The organism is Serratia sp. 4542 (genome assembly GCF_016805595.1).
GTDB classification, from domain to species: Bacteria; Pseudomonadota; Gammaproteobacteria; order Enterobacterales; family Enterobacteriaceae; genus Serratia; species Serratia nevei.
In genome coordinates this window covers 95,729-117,926 of sequence record NZ_RXKV01000011.1, presented here as the reverse complement: position 1 = coordinate 117,926, position 22,198 = coordinate 95,729, and the positions used below count along the sequence as shown (strand labels likewise).

Genomic DNA, 22,198 nt, shown 5'->3' with positions numbered 1-22,198 from the left:
GATCAAAACTGCGAGCAGGCGCACTTTCTATCGGGGGGCGATGTAGGGAAGGCAATCCCCGACGCACGGTAGGCGGCGCCGGGGGTAAAGCGGGGATTAACGCAGGCCGAGCTGGAAGATCAGGGTTTCCGCCTGGCAGGCGAAGGTGAAATCGGCCTCCAACTGCACGCCGCCGTCAACCGGTTTAATGCTACTGCTGATGTCACAAGGGTCGGATTCTACCGCGCGCGCCTTTTCGCTCAGGGCGGCCAGCATGGCTTCCGCATCTTGTTGATTGCTGAACACCTGGCTGTAGGACGCGGTGCAATCGGTGTTATCCATCACGGTGCCGACATCCACGCAGCAACACGCGGCGGTTTCCTGGGCGCTGCATTTATTAATTGCATCTGACATGATTGGTTCTCCTCAAGGGCCTCGGTTATCAGCCCAAATTGCCGTTTTACTCACCGGCACAAAGCCACAAAATTCTGCAGGTATTTTACGCTTCCGCGCCGGCAATCACTAGCACTTACTTTTACTGGGTGTTTTAAGTGATGGAAATCACAAATAAAAATGAGCGCCTGCTAAGGAATGGTAAGAATTTTGTTATTTACTGCTGGCTTTTTGTTAAGCAGATCTCTTTTTTGATATCAGGTTGGAAATATTTCAAAAACAAACTTGCAACATTTTCACAGGTCAGACCTATACTTCAGCCACTGGTCTGATTTGTCTGAACGATAACGGACCCTACAATCCCGCGCTCCTTGTTACTTCGTGTAACAATAGTTTAAATAATAAACACATAATGAGGTTTTGGTCATGAGCCAGAAAAACCTATTGACTAAATCAGCTCTCGCAGCTGCAGTGGCAATTATTTCTTCAAACGTGTCTGCCGCAGGATTCCAGCTGAACGAGTTCTCAGCAGCTGGTTTAGGACGTTCGTATTCTGGCGAAGGCGCCATGGCGGATACGGCGGCCTCCGCGAGCCGCAACCCGGCATTGTTGATGATGTATACCCGCCCGGAACTCTCCATCGGCGCGGTCTTCATCGATCCGGACGTAGACATCACCGGCAAATCCCCTTCTGGCGCCAGCCTGGATGCGAAAAACATCGCGCCAACCGCCTGGGTGCCGAACCTGCATTATGTTCACCCGATTAACGATCAATTCGCCGTAGGCGGATCGGTCACCAGCAACTACGGTCTGGCGACCGAATTCAACGACGGCTACACCGCAGGCGCTTATGGCGGCAAAACCGATCTGGAAACCCTGAACCTGAATCTGAGCGGGGCTTACCGCCTGGATCAACACTTCAGCTTCGGTCTGGGCTTCGACGCCGTATACGCCAGAGCCAAACTGGAACGCTACGCCGGCGAATTGCCGAAGCTGCTTGCCGGCCAAGGCCTGCAAACCGGTCAATTAACGCCTCAGCAAGCCGGGATGATCGCTCAAATCCCTGGCGATACCCAGATTTCTCACCTGAAAGGCGATAAGTGGGGCTTCGGCTGGAATGCCGGCCTGCTGTACGAAGTGGACGAAAACAACCGCTACGGCTTCACCTACCGTTCTGAAGTGAAAATCAAGTTCGACGGCGACTACAAAAGCAGCCTGCCGGCACAGTACAACCCAATTACCCAGGCGCTGGGCGTTGGTTTGCCGTGGGGCACTAGCGGCAGCACCATCCCGGGCTCTCTGGATCTGAACCTGCCGGAAATGTGGGAACTGTCCGGCTACAACAAAGTGGCGCCTCAGTGGGCCATCCACTACAGCCTGGCGTACACCAGCTGGAGCCAGTTCCAGGAGCTGAGAGCCACCGGCAGCAACGGCCAGACCCTGTTCCAGAAGCATGAAGGCTTCCGCGATGCCTACCGCATTGCGCTGGGTACCACCTACTTCTACGACGACAACTGGACCTTCCGCGGCGGCGTCGCCTTCGATGACAGCCCGGTGCCGGCACAGAACCGCTCTATCTCCATTCCGGATCAGGACCGCTTCTGGGTCAGCGCAGGTACCTCTTACGCGTTCAACAAAGACGCGTCGGTCGACGTCGGTGTGTCCTACATGCACGGCCAGAAAGTCACCATCAACGAAGGCCCATACACCTTCAACTCGGTGGGCAAGGCCTGGCTGTACGGTGCCAACTTCAACTACCGTTTCTAATCTCGCTTGAGAAAGAAGCCAAAGCGCCCCTCGGGGCGCTTTTTTTTTGCCCGCCGCTTGCCGCCGGCATAAAAAACCCGCCTGACGGCGGGTTTTCATTGGCGTAACGCCCGTGATTACTGCGAGTCGATCTCGTCCAGTTCGCCCTGAATCGCCTTGGCGTTCGGGTTCTCTTCCGGCTTGAGCGAACCGCCGTTGGCGATGAAATCGTGGCGCTGGAAGTAAGCTTCGCGCACCATGATGTAAGGATCGGAAGAGTTGCGCAGCAGACCATCGGAATCCAACAGCTGGGCGCGGGTTTCGATCCCCTCGACCACCCACTTGCCCGCCGACATCCAGAAGGTCAGGTAGCTCAGCATCGGATACAGCGTATCCGCAAAATCGCCGCCTTCGTCACGCAGCGTGAAGCTGCCGTAGCCCGGCAACATCACGTACGGGCCGTAACCCACATCGTAATGGCCCAGCGTGCTGCCGAAGCGGTTGGGTTCTTCGCGCGCCAGTTTCGGGTTGGCCATGCCGGCCACGTCGATCAGGCCGCCCATCCCGAGCAGGGTATTCAGGAAGAAACGGTTGAAGTGGATCATCCCGCGGTAAGGATCGCCCTTCAGGAAGGCGTTGACCATGCTGGCCGGCTCTTCCAGGTTAGAGGTGAAGTTGCTGATGCCGTTACGCGCCGGCATCGGCACGTAGTCGCGCCAGGCCACCGCGACCGGGCGCAGGATATAAGGATCCAGGACGTTGTAGTTGAAGTCGAACATCGTCCGGTTAAATCCTTCCAAAGGATCGGAACGCCCTTGCGGATCTTTGTCTGGCGCGCTGGCACAGCCCACCAGTAATACCGTTGCGAATGCCACCCCAGTCAGGCGAAAGTTCATATTTTTCTCCATAAAAACACGTTCGGTCTTATTTTTCATTGACCTGCTTGTTTATCTGAACGCTAACCTGCTCTTTACCGCTGAATGTCTGCAGCGAGCTTTCGCCGAACCAGTCTCCCGGCTGCGGCGTGGCCAATCCGTCCTGTGAGAGGCGCACACGCACCTGCACCTGATGCTGTGCCGAGAGTAGACGCTCGGGCATCATGGCGTTGCTGTCATCCAGAGAGAAAGACAGCGGAAAACGGCTCAGCGGCAATTGTTTTACCGCCACCGGCACCGGGCTGACGCCGTCGGTAACCGAGATGACCAGCGTCCCCTGCGTCGGCAGGGCTTTCGCCGCCTGCGGTGACAGCGAAACGGTCACATTCAGTTTAACAGTTTCTCCGCCGGCCTGGGCTTTTGCTTGTGCAATGCTGCGCTTTATCACTTCCGCGCGCGGATCGTTGGCCGGCAGCAGCTGCAGCATCACCTGCCAGGCGCCTATCGCCTGCTTGAAGTCGCCCTGTTCGAAGGCATTGAACGCCAGCAGGCTCAGCACCCGCGGATCGCCGTGATTTTCCGCGATCATGCGCCGCAACAGCTGTGTCGCCTGCTTGTTATCCTCCGGATCGTTGGAGCGCGTCAAGACCTCGGCATAGCCGAGCCGCACTTCCAGACTATTCGGATCCAATTGATAAGCATGGGCAAACGCCTGTGTAGCGGTGGTGGCGTTGTTCAGCGCCATGCCGACCCGCCCCAGCATCATCCAGTCGTTGATGTTGCGATCGTCCTGCTGCAGCGCGGTGCGCAGCCCCAGCCCAAGGCGGGCGATCTCTTCCATGCTCAGCGGTTTGGCGCGCTCATTGGCGACGCGCTCGCGCAATTCCGGCATTTGCGCCTGCACCAGGCGCCAGTCCAGCACCTGCGCCAGCCCGCCGGTTTTCAGATAAAAGCCAACGGTCACCGCCAGCAATAACAGCACGCCCGGCACCAGCGCCCAGCGATTGATCGGCTTCGCCTGCGCCGCCTGCTCGACGGGAATGTCGTTCAACAGGTTCTGTTGCAGCTCTTTCACCAGCTCCGGGCGCTCGGCCACCACGCCTTGCTGCTCATCCTGCTCCAGCTCGCTGAGGCGATCCTGATAAAAAGCCTTGTTCAACGCATCGCGCGTGGCGGCGCTCTGCTTGCCATGGCGCATCGCCGGCACCACCAGCAACGCGGCGGCGCCGGCCAGCAACACGCAAATAATCAGCCAAAAAGCCATTAGGGTTTCTTCCTGTCAGTCTCTTGCAACAGCGCCGCCAGGCGCTGCCGTTCCCGTTCGGAGAATTCATCGTCCACCGCCGCGCCAGGCCGGCGACGGGTGCGCAGGATCACCACCGCCCCGCCGATCAGCACGAACAGCAGCGGGCCGATCCACAAGATCAGCGTCGCCGGCGTTACCGGCGGCTCATAGGTAACGAAGTTACCGTAGCGCGCCACCATGTAATCGATGATCTGCTGCTTGCTTTGCCCCTGCATCATCAGCTCGTACACCTTGGTGCGCATGTCGGCGGCGATAATGGCATTGGAATCGGCAATGCTGTTGTTTTGGCATTTCGGGCAGCGCAGCTGTTCGGTCAACTCGCGATACTGCTGCTCCTGCTCGACGGAGTTGAAGCGATAGGTATCGATCGCCGCGGCGGCGCTCCAGCTCAGCAGCGCGGCGCACAGCAGGACAATCAGCCTCATGCCTCACCCCCGTACTTTTTATACAGCGGCAGCACTTCCTGCTGCCAAACGCGCTCGTTCATGTCGCCGGCGTGGCGGTAACGAATAATCCCCTGGCCGTCGATAAGGAAGGTCTCAGGCGCGCCGTAGACCCCGAGATCCAACCCCAGCATGCCGTCGCCGTCGTACAGGCTGAGGGCATAGGGATTGCCGAGGGAATTCAGCCAGGTCACCGCCTTGGCGCGATCGTCTTTATAGTTCAGGCCAACCACCCGCACGCCGCGCGCCGCCAGCGTATTGAGATACTGGTGTTCCGCGCGGCAGGTCGGGCACCAGGTGGCCCAGACGTTGAGCAAGATCGGCTTGCCGTCGCGCAGTACCGCCTGATCGTAGGTTTTGCCGGGCTGATCCAGCGATTCCAGCCTGAAGGTCGGCACCGGTTTGCCAATCAGCGCCGATTCCAGCATGGTCGGATCTTCGCCGCCGGCGTTACGCGTCAGTTGCACCATCAGCGCCGCCACCAGCAGCAGGAAGAGGACCAACGGGATAAACAGCAGCTTACGATTCATGGTTGCGCCTCCAGCTTGCCTTCGCGCTTGAGTTTTTTGCTCATGCGGTAACGCGGGTCGAGGATGCACAGCAGGCCGCCGATCGCCATAAAGACGCCGCCGAACCAAATCCAGCGCACGAAGGGTTTGTAATACAGGCGTACCGCCCAGGAGCCGTCCTCCAGCTCCTCGCCCAGCGCCGCGTACAGATCGCGGCTGAAACCGCCGTCGATCGCCGCTTCGGTCATCATGCTGCGCGCCACGCTGTAGTAGCGTTTCTCCGCGTGCAGCGTCGCCTCCGGCTTGCCGTTGCGCGTGACGTCGATGATGCCGACGCCGCCGCTGTAGTTCGGGCCGCGAATGTCGTGCACGTCGCGGAACACGAAGTGATAGTTGTGAATATCCACGCTGTCGCCGGCCTTCATCCGCACGTCGCGCTCCACGCTGTAGTTCTGGCTGAAGGCGATGCCGATCACCGTCACCGCCACGCCGAGGTGGCCGAGCACCATGCCCCAGTGGCTGCGGGACAGCTGGCGCAGGCCGCGCCAGAAACCGTGACGGTGGGTAGCACGCTCATGCAGCTCCATCAGCGTCAGGATGATCACCCACAGCGCCATGATCAGGCCCACCACCGTCATGCCGGCGATGCTGTCCTGCAGCAGCCACGGCAGCAGGATTGACAGCACCAGCGTCGCCAACAGCGCCACGCCGAGGCGGCGCCACAGCTTGCTCGGCTCATCGCGGCGCCAGCGCACCAAAGGCCCGATGCCCAACAGCAGCGCCAACGGCGCCATCAGCCAGGTGAACATGGTGTTGAAGAACGGCTCGCCGATCGAGATGCTGCCCAGCCCCAGCTGTTTGTGCACCAACGGCAGCAGCGTGCCCAACAGCACCACCAGCATGGCGGCGATCAGCAGCACGTTGTTGCCCAGCAGGAAGGTCTCGCGCGAGAAGGTCTCGTGCTGCACCCGGCTGCGCACCTGGCCGCCCTTGACCGCGTACAGCAGCAGCGAACCGCCGATCACGATCACCAGGTAGGCGAGGATAAACATGCCGCGCGCCGGATCGGAGGCGAAGGAGTGCACCGAGACCAGCACGCCGGAACGCACCAGAAAGGTGCCCAGCAGGCACAGCGAGAAGGCGGTGATCGCCAGCAACACCGTCCAGGCTTTGAACGTGCCGCGTTTTTCGGTCACCGCCAGCGAATGCATCAGCGCGGTGCCGGCCAACCACGGCATAAAGGAGGCGTTTTCCACCGGATCCCAGAACCACCAGCCGCCCCAGCCCAGCTCATAGTAGGCCCAGGCCGATCCGAGCACGATGCCGAGCGTGAGGAACACCCAGGCCGCGGTGGTCCACGGGCGTGACCAGCGTGCCCAGGCGGTGTCGAGCCGGCCGGCCATCAGCGAGGCGATGGCGAACGCAAAGGCGACCGAGAAGCCGACGTAGCCCATATACAGCAGCGGCGGGTGGAAGATCAGGCCGATATCCTGCAGCAGCGGGTTGAGATCGCTGCCGTCGATCGGGAAATTCGGCAGCGTGCGGGTGAACGGGTTGGAGGTCATGATAATGAACAGCAGGAAACCGGCGGTGATCATCCCCATCACCGACAGCACCCGCGCCACCGCGTCCTGCGGCATCGCCCGGCTGCACAACGCCACCGCCAGCGACCAACAGCTCAGCAGCAGCACCCACAGCAGCAGCGACCCCTCATGCGCCCCCCAGGTGGCGGCGATGCGGTAATACACCGGCAGTTGGGTATTGGAGTTGGTGGCCACGTAGGCGACGGTAAAATCGTTGACCACGAAGGCGTGCACCAGGCACAGGAACGCCAGCGCAATCGCGGCGAACATGCCGTAGCTCAGCGGGCGGGCGACCGCCATCATGCGGCTGTCTTGCCGCGCCGCGCCCCACTGCGGGTAAATGCTCAGCAACAGCGCAATCGCCAGCGCCAGGCACAGCAGAAAACTGCCCAGTTCCGGCATCATGACTTGGCGCCCTCCGCCTGCGGCGCGTTATACGCTTCCGCCGGGCCTTTGTGGTTCTCTTTCATCGCGTCGGCCACTTCCGGCGGCGTGTATTTCTCGTCGTGTTTGGCCAGCACTTCGCGCGCATTGACCACGTTGCCCTCGCCCAGCACGCCCTGCGCCACCACGCCCTGCCCTTCGCGGAACAGGTCCGGCAGAATGCCGGTGTAGGTCACGCCGATCGCGCCGCGCGCGTCGTAAATCTTGAAGCTGACCTGCAGCGTATTGGGATCGCGTTTTACCGAGCCCGGCATCACCATGCCGCCGATGCGCAGCCGCTGGCCGACCTCGGGCTTCTCATGATTTTCGCCCTTGCCCTGCAGGATTTCTCCCGGGGTATAGAACAGATCGATGTTGGAGCGCAGCGCGTACAGCATCAGGGTCGCGGTCAGCGCGATGCCGATCAGCACAACGATCGCCAGATAAAGGCGGCTTTTACGACGTGGATTCACAATGATTTCTCCCGCGGTGCGGCGGATTTTTGTTTTGATTGTTGCGCATGGCGAATGCGCCGCTCGCGCGCCTGACGGCGGCCGATCTCGACGAGCAACTGCCGCCGTTGCCAGACGGTGTGCGCCACCAGCCCCAACAGCGAAATCAGCGTGGCGGCGACCGCCAGCCAAACATAGAAGGCGTAACCGCCCATGGCGAAAAACGCCGACCAAGAATCGAACGCGGCATTCATGACTGACGCTCCTTATTCACCAGCCCGGCGACCCACGGGCGCTGGCGCTCCTGGAACAGGATCAGATTGCGCAGGCGCATCAGCGTCAGCGTGACGAACAGCAGCAGGTAACCGAGGATCGCCCAGCGCAGCGGGGTGCGCATGCTTGGCGCGATAGACTGCTGCATATTGGTCGAGCCCTGATGCAGCGTATTCCACCATTCGACCGAAAAATGGATGATAGGGATATTCACCACGCCCACCAGCACCAGAATCCCGGCGGCGCGGCCCGCCAGACGGCGGTCTTCAAAGGCGTTGTACAGCGCGATGACGCCCATATAAAGGAACAGCAGCACCAGCTCGGAGGTCAGACGCGCATCCCACACCCACCAGGTGCCCCACATCGGCTTGCCCCAGGCGGAGCCGGTCACCAGCGCGATAAAGGTGAACACCGCGCCGATCGGCGCCATCGCCGCCACCACGGTATCGGACATTTTCATCTGCCACACCAGGCCGATAAACGCCGCCACCGCCATCGAGGCGTAGATGCCCATCGACCACATGGCCGCCGGCACGTGAATATAAATGATGCGGAAGCTGTCGCCCTGCTGATAATCCTTCGGCGCGAAACCAAAGCCCCATGCCCAGCCCAGCAGCAGGCAGGCCGCCGCCGCCAGCCCCAGCCAGGGGATAAAGCGGCCGCAGACGTGATACAGCCGTTCAGGCCGCGCCAGTTGATGTAACCATTTCCACATTGTCGTCAGTGCTCACGGTAATTTTTATGCGTCGGCCGCCCCGAGCGATCGAAACGGCGAAAATCTTCTGCGGGGTACGCTCTTGTCGGCCTTGCCCCGTCTGTTCATTCAATACGTTAGCTAGTGCACGCTCACTCGCAGCGCCGCCGCGGTGGCAAACGGTGCCAATGTCACGCTGCCCGCCAGCATCGCGCCGAGTATCGCCAGGTAACCGTCGATCGGCATGCCCATCGAGGCGGCGTCGATCGCGCCGGTGGCGAAGATCAGCACCGGGATATACAGCGGCAGCACCAGCAGGCTGAGCAGCACGCCCCCTTTGCGCAGGCCGACGGTCAGCCCCACGCCGATAGCGCCGATCAGGCTCAGCGTCGGCGTGCCGAGCAGCAGCGTCCCCGCCACCGCCAGCCAGGTCTGCATATCGAGCGACAGCAGCAGCGCCACCAGCGGCGACAGAATCAGCAGCGGTAGACCCGTCACGACCCAGTGAGCACACACTTTGCCCAGCACCGTCATCGGCAGCGGCGTCGGCAGCAGCAACAGCTGCTCCAGCGAGCCGTCGAGGAAGTCGTCGCGAAACAGCCGCTCCAGCGACAGCAGCGAGGCCAGCAGCGCCGCCACCCACACGATGCCCGGCGCAATGCGCGCCAGCAGCTGCGGCTCCGGGCCAATCCCCAACGGAAACAGCGTGATCACAATCAGGAAAAACCACAGCGGGTTGACGATATCCGAACCTTTACGGCAGGCGATCTTCAGTTCGCGGCGCACCAGGGTCAAAAACATCACAGGCTCCCCGCGTCATGTTCCGCCAAACGAACTTTACCTACCGTTTGGCTGACGCCGGCCAAATCCTGATGGGTGGTCAACAATACCATGCCGCCCCGCTGTGCATGTTGTTCAAAAAGGCTAATCAACTCGGCTACGCCCTGTTTGTCGATCGCCGTCAGCGGCTCATCGAGGATCCACAGCGGCACCGCGCTGAGCCACAGCCGCGCCAGCGCCACGCGCCGCTGCTGCCCGGCGGACAGCTGCGCCACCGGCAGATCTTCGTAGCCCACCAGCCCCACCTGCTCCAGGGCGCGCCAGATGGCCGGATGATCGGTTGTGCCGCGCACCGCTTGATAAAACTGCAGATTTTCGAAGGGCGTCAATACGGCTTTGATGCCGGGCTGATGGCCGATAAACAGCAAATCTTGCTGGTAACCCGCACGATCGCGCAGCGTGCTGCGCCCACGCCAGCACACCTCGCCGCCGTCCGGCCGCGCCAGGCCAGCGAGAATGCGCAGCAAACTGGTTTTACCCGCGCCGTTCGGCCCTTCTACCTGAATGATATCGCCCGGCTGAACTGAAAAGCTTAGCTCGCTAAACAGGATGCGCTCATCGCGCACGCAACTCAGACTTTTGGCTTCCAGCATCGGGGAACTCATATTTTTCTTTGGGATAGCGAATCATAGCATAAGCCTTTCCCCGCACGCAGCCCGCGGCGGGCGCGCCGACGGACCAATATGGCGAGCAGGATCAAGAATGCGTGGAAAAAATCGGCGGATTTTAACTCTTGTTACTTTTTTCTGTATTTCGCCGCATTTGGGCCGGGCAACTACGCTTAATAACGTGAACTCACCTTTAATGAGCAGGAGCTACAGCATGAGCGAGCAGCAACGCCAGGATCACGAGCCGGATGAGACGATGCAGGTAGAGAGCGAGGAGCAGGAACAGGGCAAGCGCGAAATCGAAGTCAGGGAAGAGAATCTGCCGTCGCGCGCGGCGGCGGTGCATGAACAGATCCGGATGGAAGGCGAAAAAGAGCTGGAGCGCGACGGGCTGGCGCTGCTGTGGTCGGCGATCGCCGCCGGGCTGTCGATGGGCGCCTCGCTGGCGGCAAAAGGCATTTTCCACGCCCGCCTGCCGGACGATCCCAGCCGCTTTTTCATCGAGAACCTCGGCTATACCTTCGGTTTCATCATTGTCATCATGGCGCGCCAGCAGTTGTTTACCGAAAACACCGTCACGGCGGTATTACCAATCATGCATAAGCCCACGCCGCGCAACCTGCTGATCCTGCTGCGCCTGTGGGGCGTGGTGCTGCTCGGCAACCTGATCGGCACCGGGCTGGCGGCGCTGGCGTTTACCCATATGCCGCTGTTCGACACCGAAACGCGCGGCGCCTTCGTCAGCCTGGGCGAAGAGGTGATGCGCCATACGCCGCGGGAAATGTTCGCCAACGGCATCCTGGCCGGCTGGATCATCGCCACCATGGTGTGGATGTTCCCGGCCGCCGGCGCGGCGAAAATCTGGGTGATCGTGCTGATGACCTACCTGGTGGCGATTTGCGATTTGACCCATATCGTGGTCGGTTCGGTCGAGATCCTGTATCTGGTGTTCAACGGCGCGATTGGCTGGCAAGCATTCATTTACCCGTTCGCTCTGCCGACGCTGGCGGGTAACATCATCGGCGGCACCTTTATCTTTGCGCTGATAAGCCACGCGCAGATCCGCAACGATTTGAGCGCCAAAAACCAGGCCGCGCGTCGGCAAGAGAAAAAGCGGCGCCACGGCGGGGAAAAACCGTGATCGCGGTCGGTTAGCCGAGGAAATTTCGGCGTGAACTGGCGAGGTATTGAGCAAACGCGCCGCTAAGCGCTTATTCTGCGGGTAAAAAAAGGTATAATGCCCCGGCAGCGTCGGTTGCCGGCCCGCAACGTCCCCGTAGTTAAACGGATATAACAAGCCCCTCCTAAGGGCTAGTTACTGGTTCGATTCCAGTCGGGGACACCATTCTTTCTTATCACGCCATTCCCCATCATCTGCACCCGCAATTCCCCTTTTCCCCTGTTCAGGTCCGATTGTCGCCGAGCGTTATAATTGGCATCAATTAAAAAACTTAATATCCGTCGGCGTTGAGATCGTCGCCGCCTGCCCTCTGGCCTGCAACTCACCCTTTTCATCATCGAAATCGAACAGCGTCACGCTATTGGTGAATACATTCGTCACATAGAGATGGTTACCCCCGGCATCGAAAGCGAGCGCACGCGGCTCAATGCCGCCGGCCTCATAGCGCGTCGGCACGCCTGGCAGACCGTCCCTGCCTATTTTTAATACCAGCAGGTGGTTATCGGTGCCGCGATGGGTGGCAATAAGATATCTGCCGCTCGGGCTCAGGATAATGGCCCCACCGCTTTTCGCCTCCGCCGAATCGAGGCCGCCGTTCAGTTTCACTTTCCCTTGCCGCGTCAATCGATTGTCGTTAACGGCAAACGCCTCGATCTCGCCCGCCATTTCGGTGATGACATAGGCATAGTCGCCTGCCGGCGAGAACACCATGTGCCTTGGGCCGGCGCCGGGCGCAAAGGCGACATCGCGCGAAGCATCCGCCTGCAACGGCTGCGCGTTATCCGAACGATAGCGGTAGGCGTGCAGCTTATCGCCGCCGAGGTCCGCCGCGTACAGGTATTGGCCATCGCGGCTAAAGGTGGTGGAGTGCGCATGCCCGCCTTCCTGGCGCCCCTGCACGATGCCGGAGCCGGGCGTAAACGGATAATGCTGTACGCGTTCACCCAGCCTGCCGTCGCTGCCAATCGGCAATACCGTCACTCCCGCGCCGCCTTTGGCGACGGAATAGTTGGCGACCAACAGAAACTTGCCGTCCGGGCTGAGGGTGGCATGCGTCGGCTGCCGACCCGCGCTGCTCACCGTATTCAGCACCCGCAGGCTGCCAGCCTGGTCTATCGCCAAGGCGGTCACCGTTCCCGCGTCCTCCTCATTGGTGGCATAGGCGAAGCGGCCATCGCGGGATGTGACGATCCACGACGGGCTTTTCATTTTAAGGGCATCGAGCAGCGTTAACGTGCCGTCGCCATTAACCGCCAGACGATAGAGCCCTTCACTGGGGCGCGTCGGTTTCTGCACCGTTGGCGCATCCGGAATATGGGTCCAGGTGCCGACTAACGCTATTTGATGCTGTTCCCGATTATTTGCCATCGTATTTCCTGAAAACATGAAGAGCGTTAATGCCAGCGCTAATTGAATTGCCTGCCGGCCTAAACCTTTAACGTTCACTCTGCCAAAGGCAGGCAACGTTAAAGGTAGCATAAAGAGCGCGCGGCGGTGTTTATTAATCGAGCCAGAGGATTTTTCTATACTCATGATGCCTCCTTTCCTCAACACTACGCCACAGGAATAAGTATATCGACATTGATGATCTTACTGTTTAAATGCTCGTGTCTGTATAACTCGATGAAAAAGCTCTCCCTCATTTTGACATTAATAGCCGGCAGATGGGCGTCATAGATACCCTCAAAAAAGGCAATATACTCAGGTAGCTCCCCGATAAAGGGAATGACAATATATTTCCCCATGGGTATATAGAAGTTAAATATGGAATGAAAAACCTCTTGCTCCTTACCGTTGGCATGCGGCCGCCCCCCTTTTCTTTTTTCTACGCTATAAGCCCTCCCATTTTTACTTAGCCATTTATCATTCGTCTGGGTAATGTCACTGGCATCTCTGTACTTCCTGACGGAGTGGAAAATCAATGCCTTGTACTGCTTCAACATGTCGATGTCATCCGGCATGACCGTATGATAAAAATAGGGTTTATTGTCGCTGCCATACGGTGGAATCTGGGTGGAGAAATCCCATCCCCGGCTGTTCCTAAAGCTGTTGGGCGTTTCGCCAAAGAAACGTTTGAATGCCCGCGTGTAGCATTGCTGAGAAGCAAACCCGGATGCCAGGGCAACATCCAATATGTTACCTTGATGCTGTTTGAGCAGGACAGCGGACCGGCTCAGCTTTCTATTCCTGATATAAGTCCCTAACGTAATACCAAAATAATGTTTAAATAACCGCTGTAAATGCCATTTAGAGTAACCCGAGATAATGGAAACCTTCTCAACGGAAAGCCCCTCTATAATATTTTTCTCCATATACTCCAAGACCTGTACAAGAATATCCTTTCTATAATCCATGAGCGCTCCCTGCCTTTATAAAGATTGTGTCCTTTTTATTAAAATCGTTAACCTCTCAAATCAAGTCATTAAGATTAATCCTAAAAAAAATCACCCTGTCAATGCAATTTTTACGGCATAGGAAAAGTCATCATATAAATAACTGAAAATGATCATGTTATATAAATACGCTTGCGAAAAATCCGTGAATAAAAAATGCGCCACGCAAAGTGCATCCATTAAAGATGCATTTGCCCCGCCAGGGTGAATCACACTTTATGTTAATTGTTTTATCTTAAAGTGTTTTTTTACGCTCCACGGGCATGGCCGAATAGGAATTTCATCATCACAAATTAAATCGTGTTTTATTGTTTGGCCGGTTGATAAAACTATTGAGCCGAATACGAAAAAGTATGAACGGTGGCGAAGGAAGATGCGGCGGATAAGCGCAAGATCTTAACCTCGGGCCCGATAATCGCAGATCGTCATTGCGAGTTTCTTTTTTATCTTCTCCCGCACGGTGAAGAATCGACGTTTCAACACACCCTGTTCGATGCCCTATTTTCCCTCCATGTCAATGGGATCGCCACTGGTGCCCCGCTGAACCGCCTCCCCTTCCCTCGTAACAGTGCCGCGTCTGCTTGTGCCACGCTTTATTGACCAAGCGCAGCAAAAAGCCCGGCTCGCAAAGCCGGGCTTTTCATTCACGGGCTGCTCAATCAGCCAGGTTGTCGATCTCTGCGGACCTGTGCTTACGCAACAGATACAGCAGCAAAGACACCCGCCGCTCGGTGCGTTCCGGGGTATCCGGCGGCAGGTTGTAGCGCAGGGTATAGCGCTCGTTGTTCTCGTTGCAAAAATCGATGACGAGCACGGGCGCAGAGGCCCCGGCTACTTTTCGATAATTCAGCGAAATGCACGACAGGTTTTTTTTCATCTCAACTTACCGCGAGGGTGCGGCGAGTTGATTCGGCAATCCGCCCCACGCCAGCGCTCAGCGCGGCGCCCAACAGCAGCACCAACAGCGACCCCCATGCGGCGCGCGACAGCTGTTTAGCCGCTTCATCGGCCGCTTCACGCGCTTTCTGCTCGGCCTCAGCCTTGAGTTTCTCCACTTTCTGCACCGCCTGCTGGTAAGCCTGAGCGTAGTTATCGACGATTTGGCTTGCTTCATCACGGCTCTTGCCGGTGCGCGCCGCAACGATATTCACCAACGCATCCTTATCAGCCGCGCTCAACGTCGGCTCACCGGACTGCTTGACGCGGTCGAACCACTGTTTGAGCTCGGAGGCGGCCCGCGCCGGATCGGCCGCCGCGTCCATGGCCGATTGCTTGCCGTCGGCGGTCGCCCTATCGGCCTTCTGTTCCAACCGAGCCGGATCCAGTTCCGGCTTGCCGGTCTGCTTGAGCGTGGCGTTCAACTGGTTTTCCAGGCTTCCCCAGTCAAGGCTGATGCCTTTTTTATCCAGCTGTTGCTTGAGGCCTTCGCCCACGTTTGGCGCTGCCGCAGCCAGGCCGCTGCCCGCCAGCGAAAGCCCTTTGCCCACCGCGCTACCCGCCAGCCCCACCACGCCACTCGCCAATGAAACCACCAGCCAGGTGGTCAGCAAGGTGGTGATCGCCCAGCTCAGCAGGCCATGCAAGCCGCCGCGATTCGGTGCGGTGCGGCCGGCGACGAACGCGCCTGCGGCCAGCGAGGCCAGCGTTGAAACCAGCAGCCAGATCCCGGTGCCGGTGCCAAAGCCGCTCAGCGGGTTGCCCTTTTGCATCATATCCACGGCCTGGGCACCGACAGCCGTACCCAGCACGCTGAAGATCAGATAAGTCACCAGCGCCACGGCACTCCCGGCCAATATCGAGCCCCATGACACCTGAAACGCAAAGCGATTTGATTCATAGACAGTGGTCATCGTTGTTCCTTATATTTTCTGGACAAGTGATTGCACGCACGGCGGATAACCGCGCAGACAAATCCAGTCTGCCGCGCGGCATCGTCGGCCGTCCCGGTTCATTTGCGCCAGAATGACTAGTGCATTCACACCCTGCGAATACGCACGTTATGCACTAAGCTGCTCAGCGAGTAGCGTAACCCGCGGCCCCCGTCAGAGGCCGCTCCCCCTTCTGTCTAGCGGAGAGCACATGAACCCATCCGTCCTGGCCAGCGAAACCCACCGCGGCCACCTGCAGCAAATCATCTCCGGCTTGTCCGACGGCGTGATCCTGACGGATACCGATCAAACGCTGCTTTGGGCCAACGAAGCCGCGTTGGCCATGCATGGCGTGAGCCACCAGAAAGCCCTGGGGGCCAATGCCGACGAGTACGCGGTGCGGTTTGCCCTGCGCTATCGCAACAACCACCCGCTGGCGCTGGAACAGTACCCGCTGAACCGGGTTGCCGATGGCGAGACCTTCACCGATGTGGTGGTGGAAGTTCGGCAGGTCGACGATCCGGACAGCTTCTGGGTGCACCGCCTGCGGAGCCTGATTATCACCGATGCGCAGGGGCAGCCGGAGCTGCTGGCGCTGATCCTGAGCGACGCGACGGAATGGGCCAGCGCCGAACAGCGCTTTGAAAAAACCTTCAACGCCAATCCAGCGCCGGCGGTCATTTGTCGGCTAAGCGACCTGCGTTACGTCAAGGTCAATCAGGGGTTCCTCGATATGACCGGTTACCAGCGTGAACAGGTCATGGGGCGTTCGGTCTATGAACTCGACGTGTTGGAACAAGCTGAGCACAAAGAGCTGGCGATTCAGCGCCTGGGGGAAGGCGCAACCATTCCGCAAATGGAGGCCGAGCTGAAACTGCCCGGTGGCGGAAGCAAGCTGGTGGTGGTTGCCGGCCAACCGCTGGACATCAATGAAGACGACTGCATGCTGTTCACTTTTACCGATCTCGAACCCCGGCGTCAGGCGGAATCGGCGCTGCGGGAAAGTGAAGAGCGGTTCGCCAAGGCATTTCGCCTGAGCCCGGTGCCGACGTTGTTGTGTACGGCGCACGAGCGGCGCGTGCTGGACGTCAACGAAGCCTTCACCCGCACCACCGAGTACGACGCCGAAGCCTTGATCGGCAAAACGGTCGATGAGATCCAATTTATTGACGATCCCGAGGCGAACCGCCGTTTGTTTGCCGCGCTGGAAAAAAGCGGTAACGTCGAAGGGCTGGACATCCGGGTACGCAAGAAAGGGAGCGAGCCGATCGACTGCGTGGCCTCGGCGGATGCCGTCAGCATTCACAATGCGCCCTGCTACCTGCTGGTGCTCATGGACATTACCGAACGCAAACGCTCGGAGCTGGAGCTGGTGAGCGCCATCGAGGAAGTGATGCAGGACGCTTCCTGGTTCAGCCAAACCTTGATTGAAAAACTGGCCAACGTGAAAAGCATCAACCGGCCCGATCAGACCGGATTTAACGCCAGCGATCTCACGCCGCGCGAGCGCGATGTGCTGGAATTGATTTGCGAGGGGCTGCCGGACAAGAAAATCGCAGCGCGCCTCAATCTGGCGCTCAACACCATTCGCAATCATGTCGCGACGGTCTATTCCAAACTGGGTGTGCATAGCCGCAGCGAAGCCATCGTCTGGGCCAGGGAGCGCGGTCTGTTTACCGGCGGGCCGGCCACCAGGAACGGCAAGTAGCCTGCAAATGCACTATCCGTACCGATGCAAACGCCCCTTATAGGCACAACGTGAAGTGCATAACATGGAGGTGCAAATGCAGGCTTTCGCCCTGTGCGGAAGCCAAACGGATCGAACCTTAGGAGCGCATCATAATGAACAGCGAAAAAGCCAATGGCATGATGGAAAAAGTGGCGGGCAAAGCGCAGGAAATGACGGGCGACGTCACCGGAAACGAACGTTTGCAGGCCGAAGGCGTCACGCGCTATGCAGCGGGCGCGCTGCAAGAAAAATACGGCGACGCCCTGAGCTGCGCCGGCAGCATGATGAAGAAAAACCCCCTCGCCGCATTAGCCCTCATTGCCGGCGCTGGCCTGTTGGCCGGCCTGCTGCTGCGCCGCCGTTGATGCGCGCCGACCAGCACACCGTTTTTCCCTGAATGCCGCGCCCGGAGGGTCACCACCGGGCGCGGTTCCCCAGGTCAAAGAGCAAACGTAGCGAACATGCGGTCTTATCGATTTATTCGCCGGCAATGATGATTAACGGGTACTCCGCGTCGTCACAACGGCGGATTATTATGGTTAAGCCGTTATATCCCTTATTAAATACGGGCCTTTATCATTCAGGTTGTCGCATACCGCCTTTACTCGCCGTTTAACAACCCGCCATTTTATTATATTCGCCCTATTCCCGATTATCATCGCCCTCTCCATCAAAGCGTTCACCGGCTGTTATTTCCGGTTTTTATACGCTCCATCGGTTTACCCTCAACATAGTTAAAACCGCCAGTTTAAAAACCGACTCTATCGGTCAACCTGGGTTTATCCCTCTCTCCATTAGATGTTAACATTGGCGTATTATGCGCACGGAGAAATAGCATGTTCCCCAGTAAAAAACATTCACAGCGGGCCACCCCGCTGACCAGCTATCAATTTTCCCGGTTGCATACTTTCGAATGCGTCGCCCGTCATTTATCTTTTGCGCTGGCGGCGCAAGAATTGTCGATCACCCCCAGCGCCGTAAGCCACCGCATTAATCTGCTCGAAAAGGAGTTGGGCTTCCTGCTATTCCAGCGCTTTCATCGCAGAATTACCCTGACCCCGGAGGGCGAGCGCATGCAATGGGCGCTGGACAGCTCCTTCAACACGCTGAATCAGGAAATTCTGGACATCAAAAATCGCGAGCTGACGGGGACGTTGACCCTCTATTCGCACCCCTCTCTGGTGCAATGCCTGTTGCTGCCGCGCATCGGCGACTTTATCGCCCAGCACCCCACCATTCACCTCAACATTCTGACCGGGCAGGAGATCATCAACCTGGCCAACCGCGGCGTGGACTTGGCGATGTACTTCGGCAAACTGCCCTCGGGGCGGCATCTGGACGAGGCTTTTATGCAGGAATCGATGGTGCCGATCTGCACGCCGCAGTATGCCGCCGCACATAGCCTGTACGATGCGCCGGAAAACCTGGCCCACTGCACGCTGCTGCACGATCGCTACAACTCCGGCGAAGACGAGTGGCAAACCTGGTCGCAACACTTTGCGCTGGGGCTGGATACCGACAGCAAGAGCATGGAGTTCGACCGCTCCGATCTCGCGGTGCTGGCCGCCACGCGGCACCTTGGCGTCGCCATGGGGCGGCTCAATCTGGTGCAGGATTGGATCAAAAGCGGCGAGCTGATCATTCCGTTCACCGACATGACCGTGCCCTGCGAGCACTGCTATTTCACCTCGACCATCTCCGAGCGGCAGTGGCCGAAAATCCTCGCATTTAAGCAGTGGATCATGAAAATCGCCCCTCTGGTCTGATGGCCAGAGGGTTAGCGCTCTATTTTGGGGGAATAAGAAAAATGCAGCGCGCAGGCGTAGAGCCGGCCGGCCTTTGAATAAGAGATATATTTGCGGTTTTTATCCCAGGTAAGCAGGGAATTATTGGCGAAATAATAAACCTCCAATTGCATCCCATTAGCTAACCTCGACCAGCCTCGGTTTCTTATCACGGTAAAATCACCGTTATCGCTGAGCGTGATCAGCGGCACGCCCCAGGCATAGCGGGATATTTGCAGCTGGATAATGAATTGGCTTTCGCAGCTTATTTGGTAGTTCTGTACATCAACATCCATAATTTATATTTTGGGTGCCACTCTTCGGTCAAAATAAATAAGATAAGAACAACTCACCACGATTAATCCCAGCACGATCAGCATGGCTCCCAATACAAACTCAATTTGCAACGGCTCGCCGAGAATAACGCCCCCCGCCAGGATACCGAATACCGGCGTCATAAAGGTGAGAATGCCCAGTGAGGAGGCCTGATAGCGACGCAGCAGCGAAAACCAGATCAGGTAGCTGAAAAACGACACCACCACGGTCTGGAACAGCAGGCTGTACCAGGCCACCGGGCTCAGGGTGAAATGCAGGTTTCCCGTCGCCAGCGCCGGCAACGACAGCAGCACACAGGCGCCCGTCAGCTGGCACAGCAGCGTCTGTTTGGCCGGGCACTCCGCCAGGCGCGTGGTGCGGATCACCAGGGTAGAGGCTCCCCAGGCGATCCCCGCCAGCAGGCCGTAGAGATCGCCTTTCAGCCGTTCGGCTCCGCCGCTTCCCTCAGCCATGCCCGATATGGCCAGCACCACGCCGCCAAAGGCGATGAGCATGCCCAGCCACTGCACCGGCGACAGGCGCTCCTGAGGAAGGAGAAAATGCAGGCCAAGGGCGGAAAACAGCGGCGCGGTGTACAAAAACACCGCCATATGCGAGGCGCTGGTGTAACGCAGCCCTGCGGAGACAAAAAAGAACTCCAGCGCGAACAATGCCCCCACGCTCAAACCGGCGCACAGCGTGGCGCGATCCCAGGTGAAGCGCTCGCCGCGGCCGCGCGCCAGCAGGTAAACCGCCAACGCGGCGAGACCCGAGCGAATGGCGATTTGCAGCACCGCCGACACATCCGGCTCGGCGGCCTTGATTGCCACCTGTTGCATTCCCCAGATGGCGCATAGCATCACCATCGCGGCGGCAGCCCTGCCGTCGATTCCGATTCTCGCATTCATAATAGGGTTCTCGCCACCGTGAGAATAATAACGGGCAACCGTCGCGTTATTCTTTATAAACCACGATTTCCTGATAAAGCTTAATAACCTCACCATCGCTATCGACAGAGTCGGTATATTCCGTTTGCTGCGCCAGATGAATCACCCTCCATCCTTTACGCGCTAATTCAGGGATCGTCAGGCGCCCCACGCCGCGGCAGGTGAACAGGGTGTCATCCGACAGCCTAAGCTTACTAACCTCTGCATAATCATACGCTTGAGAATGACAAACGTGCGACTCCGCCGCCATCGCCGGCAGTGAAAACAGCCCCACTAACAACATTAACAGGTTTCTCATGGCGACCTCCCAATCGCTTATTCATGCCGGCCGATTACGCAGACAAAGGCTGACGTTAATACACCGGTAAAAGGCTCAAATTAATTACCTCTTGCACGGATGAAATTACAGGCTGGCGCCGGTGACTGACAAATGAAAAATATAAACCTTGGCGTTAAATGAATTCATCCGAATCGAGAAACATGAACAGCGGCCCTTTGCACCGCACGGAATGGTCAAAAACCGGCCAATAATTAGCAAGAAAAGTAATTATTTATGTCCCTGTTTATGTTACAAATGCCGCCCGCCGCTAAAACACCAAAAAAAACCGTCAAAATGCGCAAAAACGCAGCGTTCTGCGCAAAACATCGGCATGGCGGCGCTGATGGGGGCGGTCATACATAAAACAGGGATAACACATGGCAATGAAATTGCGCGTATTGACTCAAGCGGTGGCGCTGGGTCTGGCGATCGGCAGCGCGTCGTTCGCCGCTCAGGCGGAAATCACCCTGCTGAAGCAGGATCCACAGGCCGGCGATCCGCTCAGCCGCCTGAACTTCACCGTTGGCGGCAGCATCCGTCCGCAGTTCAACAACATGACGGGCGACGGCGACAAAGGTTCCTACAAGCGTAACGGCTTTGACGGCGGCACCCGCTTCCGTTTCGCGGCGGACTACTACCTGTTCGACGATATCAGCTGGATCAGCTACTACGAGCTGGGCGTAAACATTCCGGCGCTGTTCGACTGGGATCATCACTATGCCGACGGCGCGAGAAACACCAGCCGCCGCATGCTGTACACCGGCCTGAAAAGCAACACCTGGGGCCAGATGACCTTCGGCCAGCAGAACAGCGTTTACTATGATGTGGTTGGCGCCAAGACCGATATCTGGGACTACGACATGTTGGCCCAGGCGCCGGGCAACGGCATCAACGGCGACTACGACGGCTCTTACCGTTCACGCAAGATGCTGAAGTACAAGAACCGCTTCGGCGATGCGGACGTTTATGCGTCGTACCTGTTCAGCGACAGCGACTACCTGCCGGGCAACGGCCTGCGCTATAAGCGCAAAGGCGGCGGCTCACTGGGCGTGGATTACCACATCACGCAGGATCTGACCTGGGGCACCGCCTGGAACTACACCCGCGCCGAAATGCGCAACCCGTCCACCAGCGGCAGCAAGAGCTACGATCAGAACATCGTCGGCACCGCCCTCAGCTGGAAACCGGACAACTGGACCCTCACCTTCGGCGGCGGTTACTACCACGACTTCCTGACCACCAAGAAAGCCGACGTCAACAATTACTTCGCCGGCGATGCGTGGGGTATCGAATACCTGGCCGGTTATACCGTGCCGGTTGGCCAGTACGCGGTGAAATCGGTGATGCCGTACTTTATGGGCGATCGCCTGGAATACGTCACCGGGCGCAACTACCAGCGCATCGACAACGGCCTCGGGGTTACCGTGCAGTTTGACTACGGCTTCCGCGTTGACGTAGAGCACGTGCTGACATCGAGCACCGACAACCTCGGCGATATGACCGTGGTGCGTCTGCGCTACGATTTCTGATTGTTCAGAA

Annotated in this window: 24 protein-coding genes and 1 tRNA gene; 7 read left to right on the top strand and 18 right to left on the bottom strand. The window is 58.4% G+C overall.

Going from position 1 to position 22,198, the window contains the following annotated elements; translation table 11 throughout:
• Window positions 1–96: 96 nt before the first annotated feature.
• Window positions 97–393: a YfcZ/YiiS family protein gene (locus EKL15_RS17730; protein ID WP_072145088.1), complete on the bottom strand. Its 297-nt coding sequence runs from the start codon at window positions 391–393 to the stop codon at window positions 97–99.
• Between the two features lie 405 nt (window positions 394–798).
• Between EKL15_RS17730 and fadL the strand changes: the two genes are divergently transcribed.
• Window positions 799–2,139 carry a long-chain fatty acid transporter FadL gene (gene fadL, locus EKL15_RS17725; protein WP_087763423.1) on the top strand — a complete coding sequence of 447 codons (1,341 nt, stop codon included), beginning with the start codon at window positions 799–801 and terminating at the stop codon, window positions 2,137–2,139.
• Between the two features lie 116 nt (window positions 2,140–2,255).
• On the opposite strand, the gene mlaA is transcribed toward fadL, so the two are convergent.
• The 10 genes from mlaA to ccmA all read right to left on the bottom strand — a co-directional run bounded on the left by mlaA (window position 2,256) and on the right by ccmA (window position 10,109).
• Entirely contained in the window at window positions 2,256–3,014 is a 759-nt protein-coding gene (gene mlaA / locus EKL15_RS17720) for a phospholipid-binding lipoprotein MlaA (protein WP_049200138.1), read from the bottom strand.
• A 28-nt stretch (window positions 3,015–3,042) separates the two neighbouring features.
• The gene (ccmI, locus tag EKL15_RS17715) at window positions 3,043–4,257 is read right to left on the bottom strand and encodes a c-type cytochrome biogenesis protein CcmI (protein ID WP_049270556.1); all 1,215 of its coding nucleotides are present in this window, start codon (window positions 4,255–4,257) and stop codon (window positions 3,043–3,045) included.
• Window positions 4,257–4,724, bottom strand: coding sequence for a cytochrome c-type biogenesis protein (locus tag EKL15_RS17710; protein WP_038876524.1), 468 nt, complete (start codon window positions 4,722–4,724; stop codon window positions 4,257–4,259). The genes ccmI and EKL15_RS17710 overlap by 1 nt, the downstream gene beginning before the upstream one ends.
• Window positions 4,721–5,272, bottom strand: a complete 552-nt coding sequence (locus tag EKL15_RS17705; protein WP_033653726.1) for a DsbE family thiol:disulfide interchange protein — start codon at window positions 5,270–5,272, stop codon at window positions 4,721–4,723. Before EKL15_RS17705 ends, EKL15_RS17710 begins: the two co-directional genes overlap by 4 nt.
• On the bottom strand, window positions 5,269–7,239 hold the full coding sequence (locus EKL15_RS17700) for a heme lyase CcmF/NrfE family subunit (protein ID WP_203090141.1): 1,971 nt from the start codon (window positions 7,237–7,239) through the stop codon (window positions 5,269–5,271). The genes EKL15_RS17705 and EKL15_RS17700 overlap by 4 nt, the downstream gene beginning before the upstream one ends.
• Window positions 7,236–7,730: a cytochrome c maturation protein CcmE gene (gene ccmE, locus EKL15_RS17695; RefSeq protein WP_004936264.1), complete on the bottom strand. Its 495-nt coding sequence runs from the start codon at window positions 7,728–7,730 to the stop codon at window positions 7,236–7,238. The genes EKL15_RS17700 and ccmE overlap by 4 nt, the downstream gene beginning before the upstream one ends.
• Window positions 7,727–7,963, bottom strand: a complete 237-nt coding sequence (gene ccmD / locus EKL15_RS17690; RefSeq protein ID WP_063919800.1) for a heme exporter protein CcmD — start codon at window positions 7,961–7,963, stop codon at window positions 7,727–7,729. The genes ccmE and ccmD overlap by 4 nt, the downstream gene beginning before the upstream one ends.
• Window positions 7,960–8,697 carry a heme ABC transporter permease gene (locus EKL15_RS17685; RefSeq protein WP_004936270.1) on the bottom strand — a complete coding sequence of 246 codons (738 nt, stop codon included), beginning with the start codon at window positions 8,695–8,697 and terminating at the stop codon, window positions 7,960–7,962. The genes ccmD and EKL15_RS17685 overlap by 4 nt, the downstream gene beginning before the upstream one ends.
• Window positions 8,698–8,817: 120 nt before the next feature.
• Window positions 8,818–9,477, bottom strand: a complete 660-nt coding sequence (ccmB, locus tag EKL15_RS17680) for a heme exporter protein CcmB (protein ID WP_197757789.1) — start codon at window positions 9,475–9,477, stop codon at window positions 8,818–8,820.
• On the bottom strand, window positions 9,477–10,109 hold the full coding sequence (gene ccmA, locus EKL15_RS17675; RefSeq protein WP_100396441.1) for a cytochrome c biogenesis heme-transporting ATPase CcmA: 633 nt from the start codon (window positions 10,107–10,109) through the stop codon (window positions 9,477–9,479). Before ccmA ends, ccmB begins: the two co-directional genes overlap by 1 nt.
• 229 nt (window positions 10,110–10,338) lie before the next feature.
• Between ccmA and EKL15_RS17670 the strand changes: the two genes are divergently transcribed.
• Complete coding sequence (locus EKL15_RS17670) at window positions 10,339–11,265, top strand: formate/nitrite transporter family protein (RefSeq protein ID WP_203090126.1); 927 nt, start codon at window positions 10,339–10,341, stop codon at window positions 11,263–11,265.
• 129 nt (window positions 11,266–11,394) lie between these two features.
• Window positions 11,395–11,469 (top strand) — tRNA-Arg (locus EKL15_RS17665).
• A gap of 93 nt (window positions 11,470–11,562) precedes the next feature.
• On the opposite strand, the gene EKL15_RS17660 is transcribed toward EKL15_RS17665, so the two are convergent.
• The 4 genes from EKL15_RS17660 to EKL15_RS17645 form a co-directional block, all read right to left on the bottom strand.
• Window positions 11,563–12,837 carry a lactonase family protein gene (locus EKL15_RS17660; protein WP_238423730.1) on the bottom strand — a complete coding sequence of 425 codons (1,275 nt, stop codon included), beginning with the start codon at window positions 12,835–12,837 and terminating at the stop codon, window positions 11,563–11,565.
• A 20-nt stretch (window positions 12,838–12,857) separates the two neighbouring features.
• Window positions 12,858–13,658, bottom strand: coding sequence for a helix-turn-helix domain-containing protein (locus tag EKL15_RS17655; protein ID WP_060419953.1), 801 nt, complete (start codon window positions 13,656–13,658; stop codon window positions 12,858–12,860).
• Between the two features lie 694 nt (window positions 13,659–14,352).
• Complete coding sequence (locus tag EKL15_RS17650; protein ID WP_004936288.1) at window positions 14,353–14,574, bottom strand: hypothetical protein; 222 nt, start codon at window positions 14,572–14,574, stop codon at window positions 14,353–14,355.
• A gap of 1 nt (window position 14,575) precedes the next feature.
• A complete protein-coding gene (locus EKL15_RS17645; RefSeq protein ID WP_038876539.1) occupies window positions 14,576–15,547 on the bottom strand; it encodes a YrzE family protein in 972 nt (323 codons plus the stop codon).
• A 229-nt stretch (window positions 15,548–15,776) separates the two neighbouring features.
• On the opposite strand from EKL15_RS17645, the gene EKL15_RS17640 reads away from it, so the two are divergent.
• The 3 genes from EKL15_RS17640 (at window position 15,777) to dsdC (ending at window position 19,060) form a co-directional block, all read left to right on the top strand.
• Window positions 15,777–17,273, top strand: a complete 1,497-nt coding sequence (locus EKL15_RS17640) for a helix-turn-helix transcriptional regulator (RefSeq protein ID WP_197813122.1) — start codon at window positions 15,777–15,779, stop codon at window positions 17,271–17,273.
• 134 nt (window positions 17,274–17,407) lie between these two features.
• Window positions 17,408–17,659, top strand: coding sequence for a CsbD family protein (locus EKL15_RS17635; RefSeq protein WP_203090123.1), 252 nt, complete (start codon window positions 17,408–17,410; stop codon window positions 17,657–17,659).
• 471 nt (window positions 17,660–18,130) lie between these two features.
• On the top strand, window positions 18,131–19,060 hold the full coding sequence (dsdC, locus tag EKL15_RS17630) for a DNA-binding transcriptional regulator DsdC (RefSeq protein WP_033648097.1): 930 nt from the start codon (window positions 18,131–18,133) through the stop codon (window positions 19,058–19,060).
• An 11-nt stretch (window positions 19,061–19,071) separates the two neighbouring features.
• Here the strand turns inward: dsdC and EKL15_RS17625 are convergent, their stop codons facing one another.
• Genes EKL15_RS17625 through EKL15_RS17615 form a run of 3 tightly spaced genes read right to left on the bottom strand, consistent with a single transcriptional unit; the run spans window position 19,072 to window position 20,638 of the window.
• Window positions 19,072–19,374 carry a hypothetical protein gene (locus EKL15_RS17625; protein ID WP_087763433.1) on the bottom strand — a complete coding sequence of 101 codons (303 nt, stop codon included), beginning with the start codon at window positions 19,372–19,374 and terminating at the stop codon, window positions 19,072–19,074.
• Between the two features lie 3 nt (window positions 19,375–19,377).
• Window positions 19,378–20,301, bottom strand: coding sequence for a DMT family transporter (locus tag EKL15_RS17620; protein ID WP_087763434.1), 924 nt, complete (start codon window positions 20,299–20,301; stop codon window positions 19,378–19,380).
• A 46-nt stretch (window positions 20,302–20,347) separates the two neighbouring features.
• Window positions 20,348–20,638 (bottom strand): hypothetical protein, encoded by a 291-nt coding sequence (locus tag EKL15_RS17615; RefSeq protein ID WP_049200124.1) that lies wholly within the window; start codon window positions 20,636–20,638, stop codon window positions 20,348–20,350.
• 398 nt (window positions 20,639–21,036) lie between these two features.
• Between EKL15_RS17615 and EKL15_RS17610 the strand changes: the two genes are divergently transcribed.
• Window positions 21,037–22,188: a porin gene (locus tag EKL15_RS17610; RefSeq protein ID WP_038876548.1), complete on the top strand. Its 1,152-nt coding sequence runs from the start codon at window positions 21,037–21,039 to the stop codon at window positions 22,186–22,188.
• The last annotated feature ends 10 nt before the right edge of the window (window positions 22,189–22,198 follow it).

Bases quoted from the DNA above. Each gene is read 5' to 3' on its own strand.
- EKL15_RS17730 (WP_072145088.1), bottom strand. From the start codon at position 393: ATGTCAGATGCAATTAATAAATGCAGCGCCCAGGAAACCGCCGCGTGT.
- fadL (WP_087763423.1), top strand. From the start codon at position 799: ATGAGCCAGAAAAACCTATTGACTAAATCAGCTCTCGCAGCTGCAGTG.
- mlaA (WP_049200138.1), bottom strand. From the start codon at position 3,014: ATGAACTTTCGCCTGACTGGGGTGGCATTCGCAACGGTATTACTGGTG.
- ccmI (WP_049270556.1), bottom strand. From the start codon at position 4,257: ATGGCTTTTTGGCTGATTATTTGCGTGTTGCTGGCCGGCGCCGCCGCG.
- EKL15_RS17710 (WP_038876524.1), bottom strand. From the start codon at position 4,724: ATGAGGCTGATTGTCCTGCTGTGCGCCGCGCTGCTGAGCTGGAGCGCC.
- EKL15_RS17705 (WP_033653726.1), bottom strand. From the start codon at position 5,272: ATGAATCGTAAGCTGCTGTTTATCCCGTTGGTCCTCTTCCTGCTGCTG.
- EKL15_RS17700 (WP_203090141.1), bottom strand. From the start codon at position 7,239: ATGATGCCGGAACTGGGCAGTTTTCTGCTGTGCCTGGCGCTGGCGATT.
- ccmD (WP_063919800.1), bottom strand. From the start codon at position 7,963: ATGAATGCCGCGTTCGATTCTTGGTCGGCGTTTTTCGCCATGGGCGGT.
- EKL15_RS17685 (WP_004936270.1), bottom strand. From the start codon at position 8,697: ATGTGGAAATGGTTACATCAACTGGCGCGGCCTGAACGGCTGTATCAC.
- ccmB (WP_197757789.1), bottom strand. From the start codon at position 9,477: ATGTTTTTGACCCTGGTGCGCCGCGAACTGAAGATCGCCTGCCGTAAA.
- ccmA (WP_100396441.1), bottom strand. From the start codon at position 10,109: ATGCTGGAAGCCAAAAGTCTGAGTTGCGTGCGCGATGAGCGCATCCTG.
- EKL15_RS17670 (WP_203090126.1), top strand. From the start codon at position 10,339: ATGAGCGAGCAGCAACGCCAGGATCACGAGCCGGATGAGACGATGCAG.
- EKL15_RS17660 (WP_238423730.1), bottom strand. From the start codon at position 12,837: ATGAGTATAGAAAAATCCTCTGGCTCGATTAATAAACACCGCCGCGCG.
- EKL15_RS17655 (WP_060419953.1), bottom strand. From the start codon at position 13,658: ATGGATTATAGAAAGGATATTCTTGTACAGGTCTTGGAGTATATGGAG.
- EKL15_RS17650 (WP_004936288.1), bottom strand. From the start codon at position 14,574: ATGAAAAAAAACCTGTCGTGCATTTCGCTGAATTATCGAAAAGTAGCC.
- EKL15_RS17645 (WP_038876539.1), bottom strand. From the start codon at position 15,547: ATGACCACTGTCTATGAATCAAATCGCTTTGCGTTTCAGGTGTCATGG.
- EKL15_RS17640 (WP_197813122.1), top strand. From the start codon at position 15,777: ATGAACCCATCCGTCCTGGCCAGCGAAACCCACCGCGGCCACCTGCAG.
- EKL15_RS17635 (WP_203090123.1), top strand. From the start codon at position 17,408: ATGAACAGCGAAAAAGCCAATGGCATGATGGAAAAAGTGGCGGGCAAA.
- dsdC (WP_033648097.1), top strand. From the start codon at position 18,131: ATGTTCCCCAGTAAAAAACATTCACAGCGGGCCACCCCGCTGACCAGC.
- EKL15_RS17625 (WP_087763433.1), bottom strand. From the start codon at position 19,374: ATGGATGTTGATGTACAGAACTACCAAATAAGCTGCGAAAGCCAATTC.
- EKL15_RS17620 (WP_087763434.1), bottom strand. From the start codon at position 20,301: ATGAATGCGAGAATCGGAATCGACGGCAGGGCTGCCGCCGCGATGGTG.
- EKL15_RS17615 (WP_049200124.1), bottom strand. From the start codon at position 20,638: ATGAGAAACCTGTTAATGTTGTTAGTGGGGCTGTTTTCACTGCCGGCG.
- EKL15_RS17610 (WP_038876548.1), top strand. From the start codon at position 21,037: ATGGCAATGAAATTGCGCGTATTGACTCAAGCGGTGGCGCTGGGTCTG.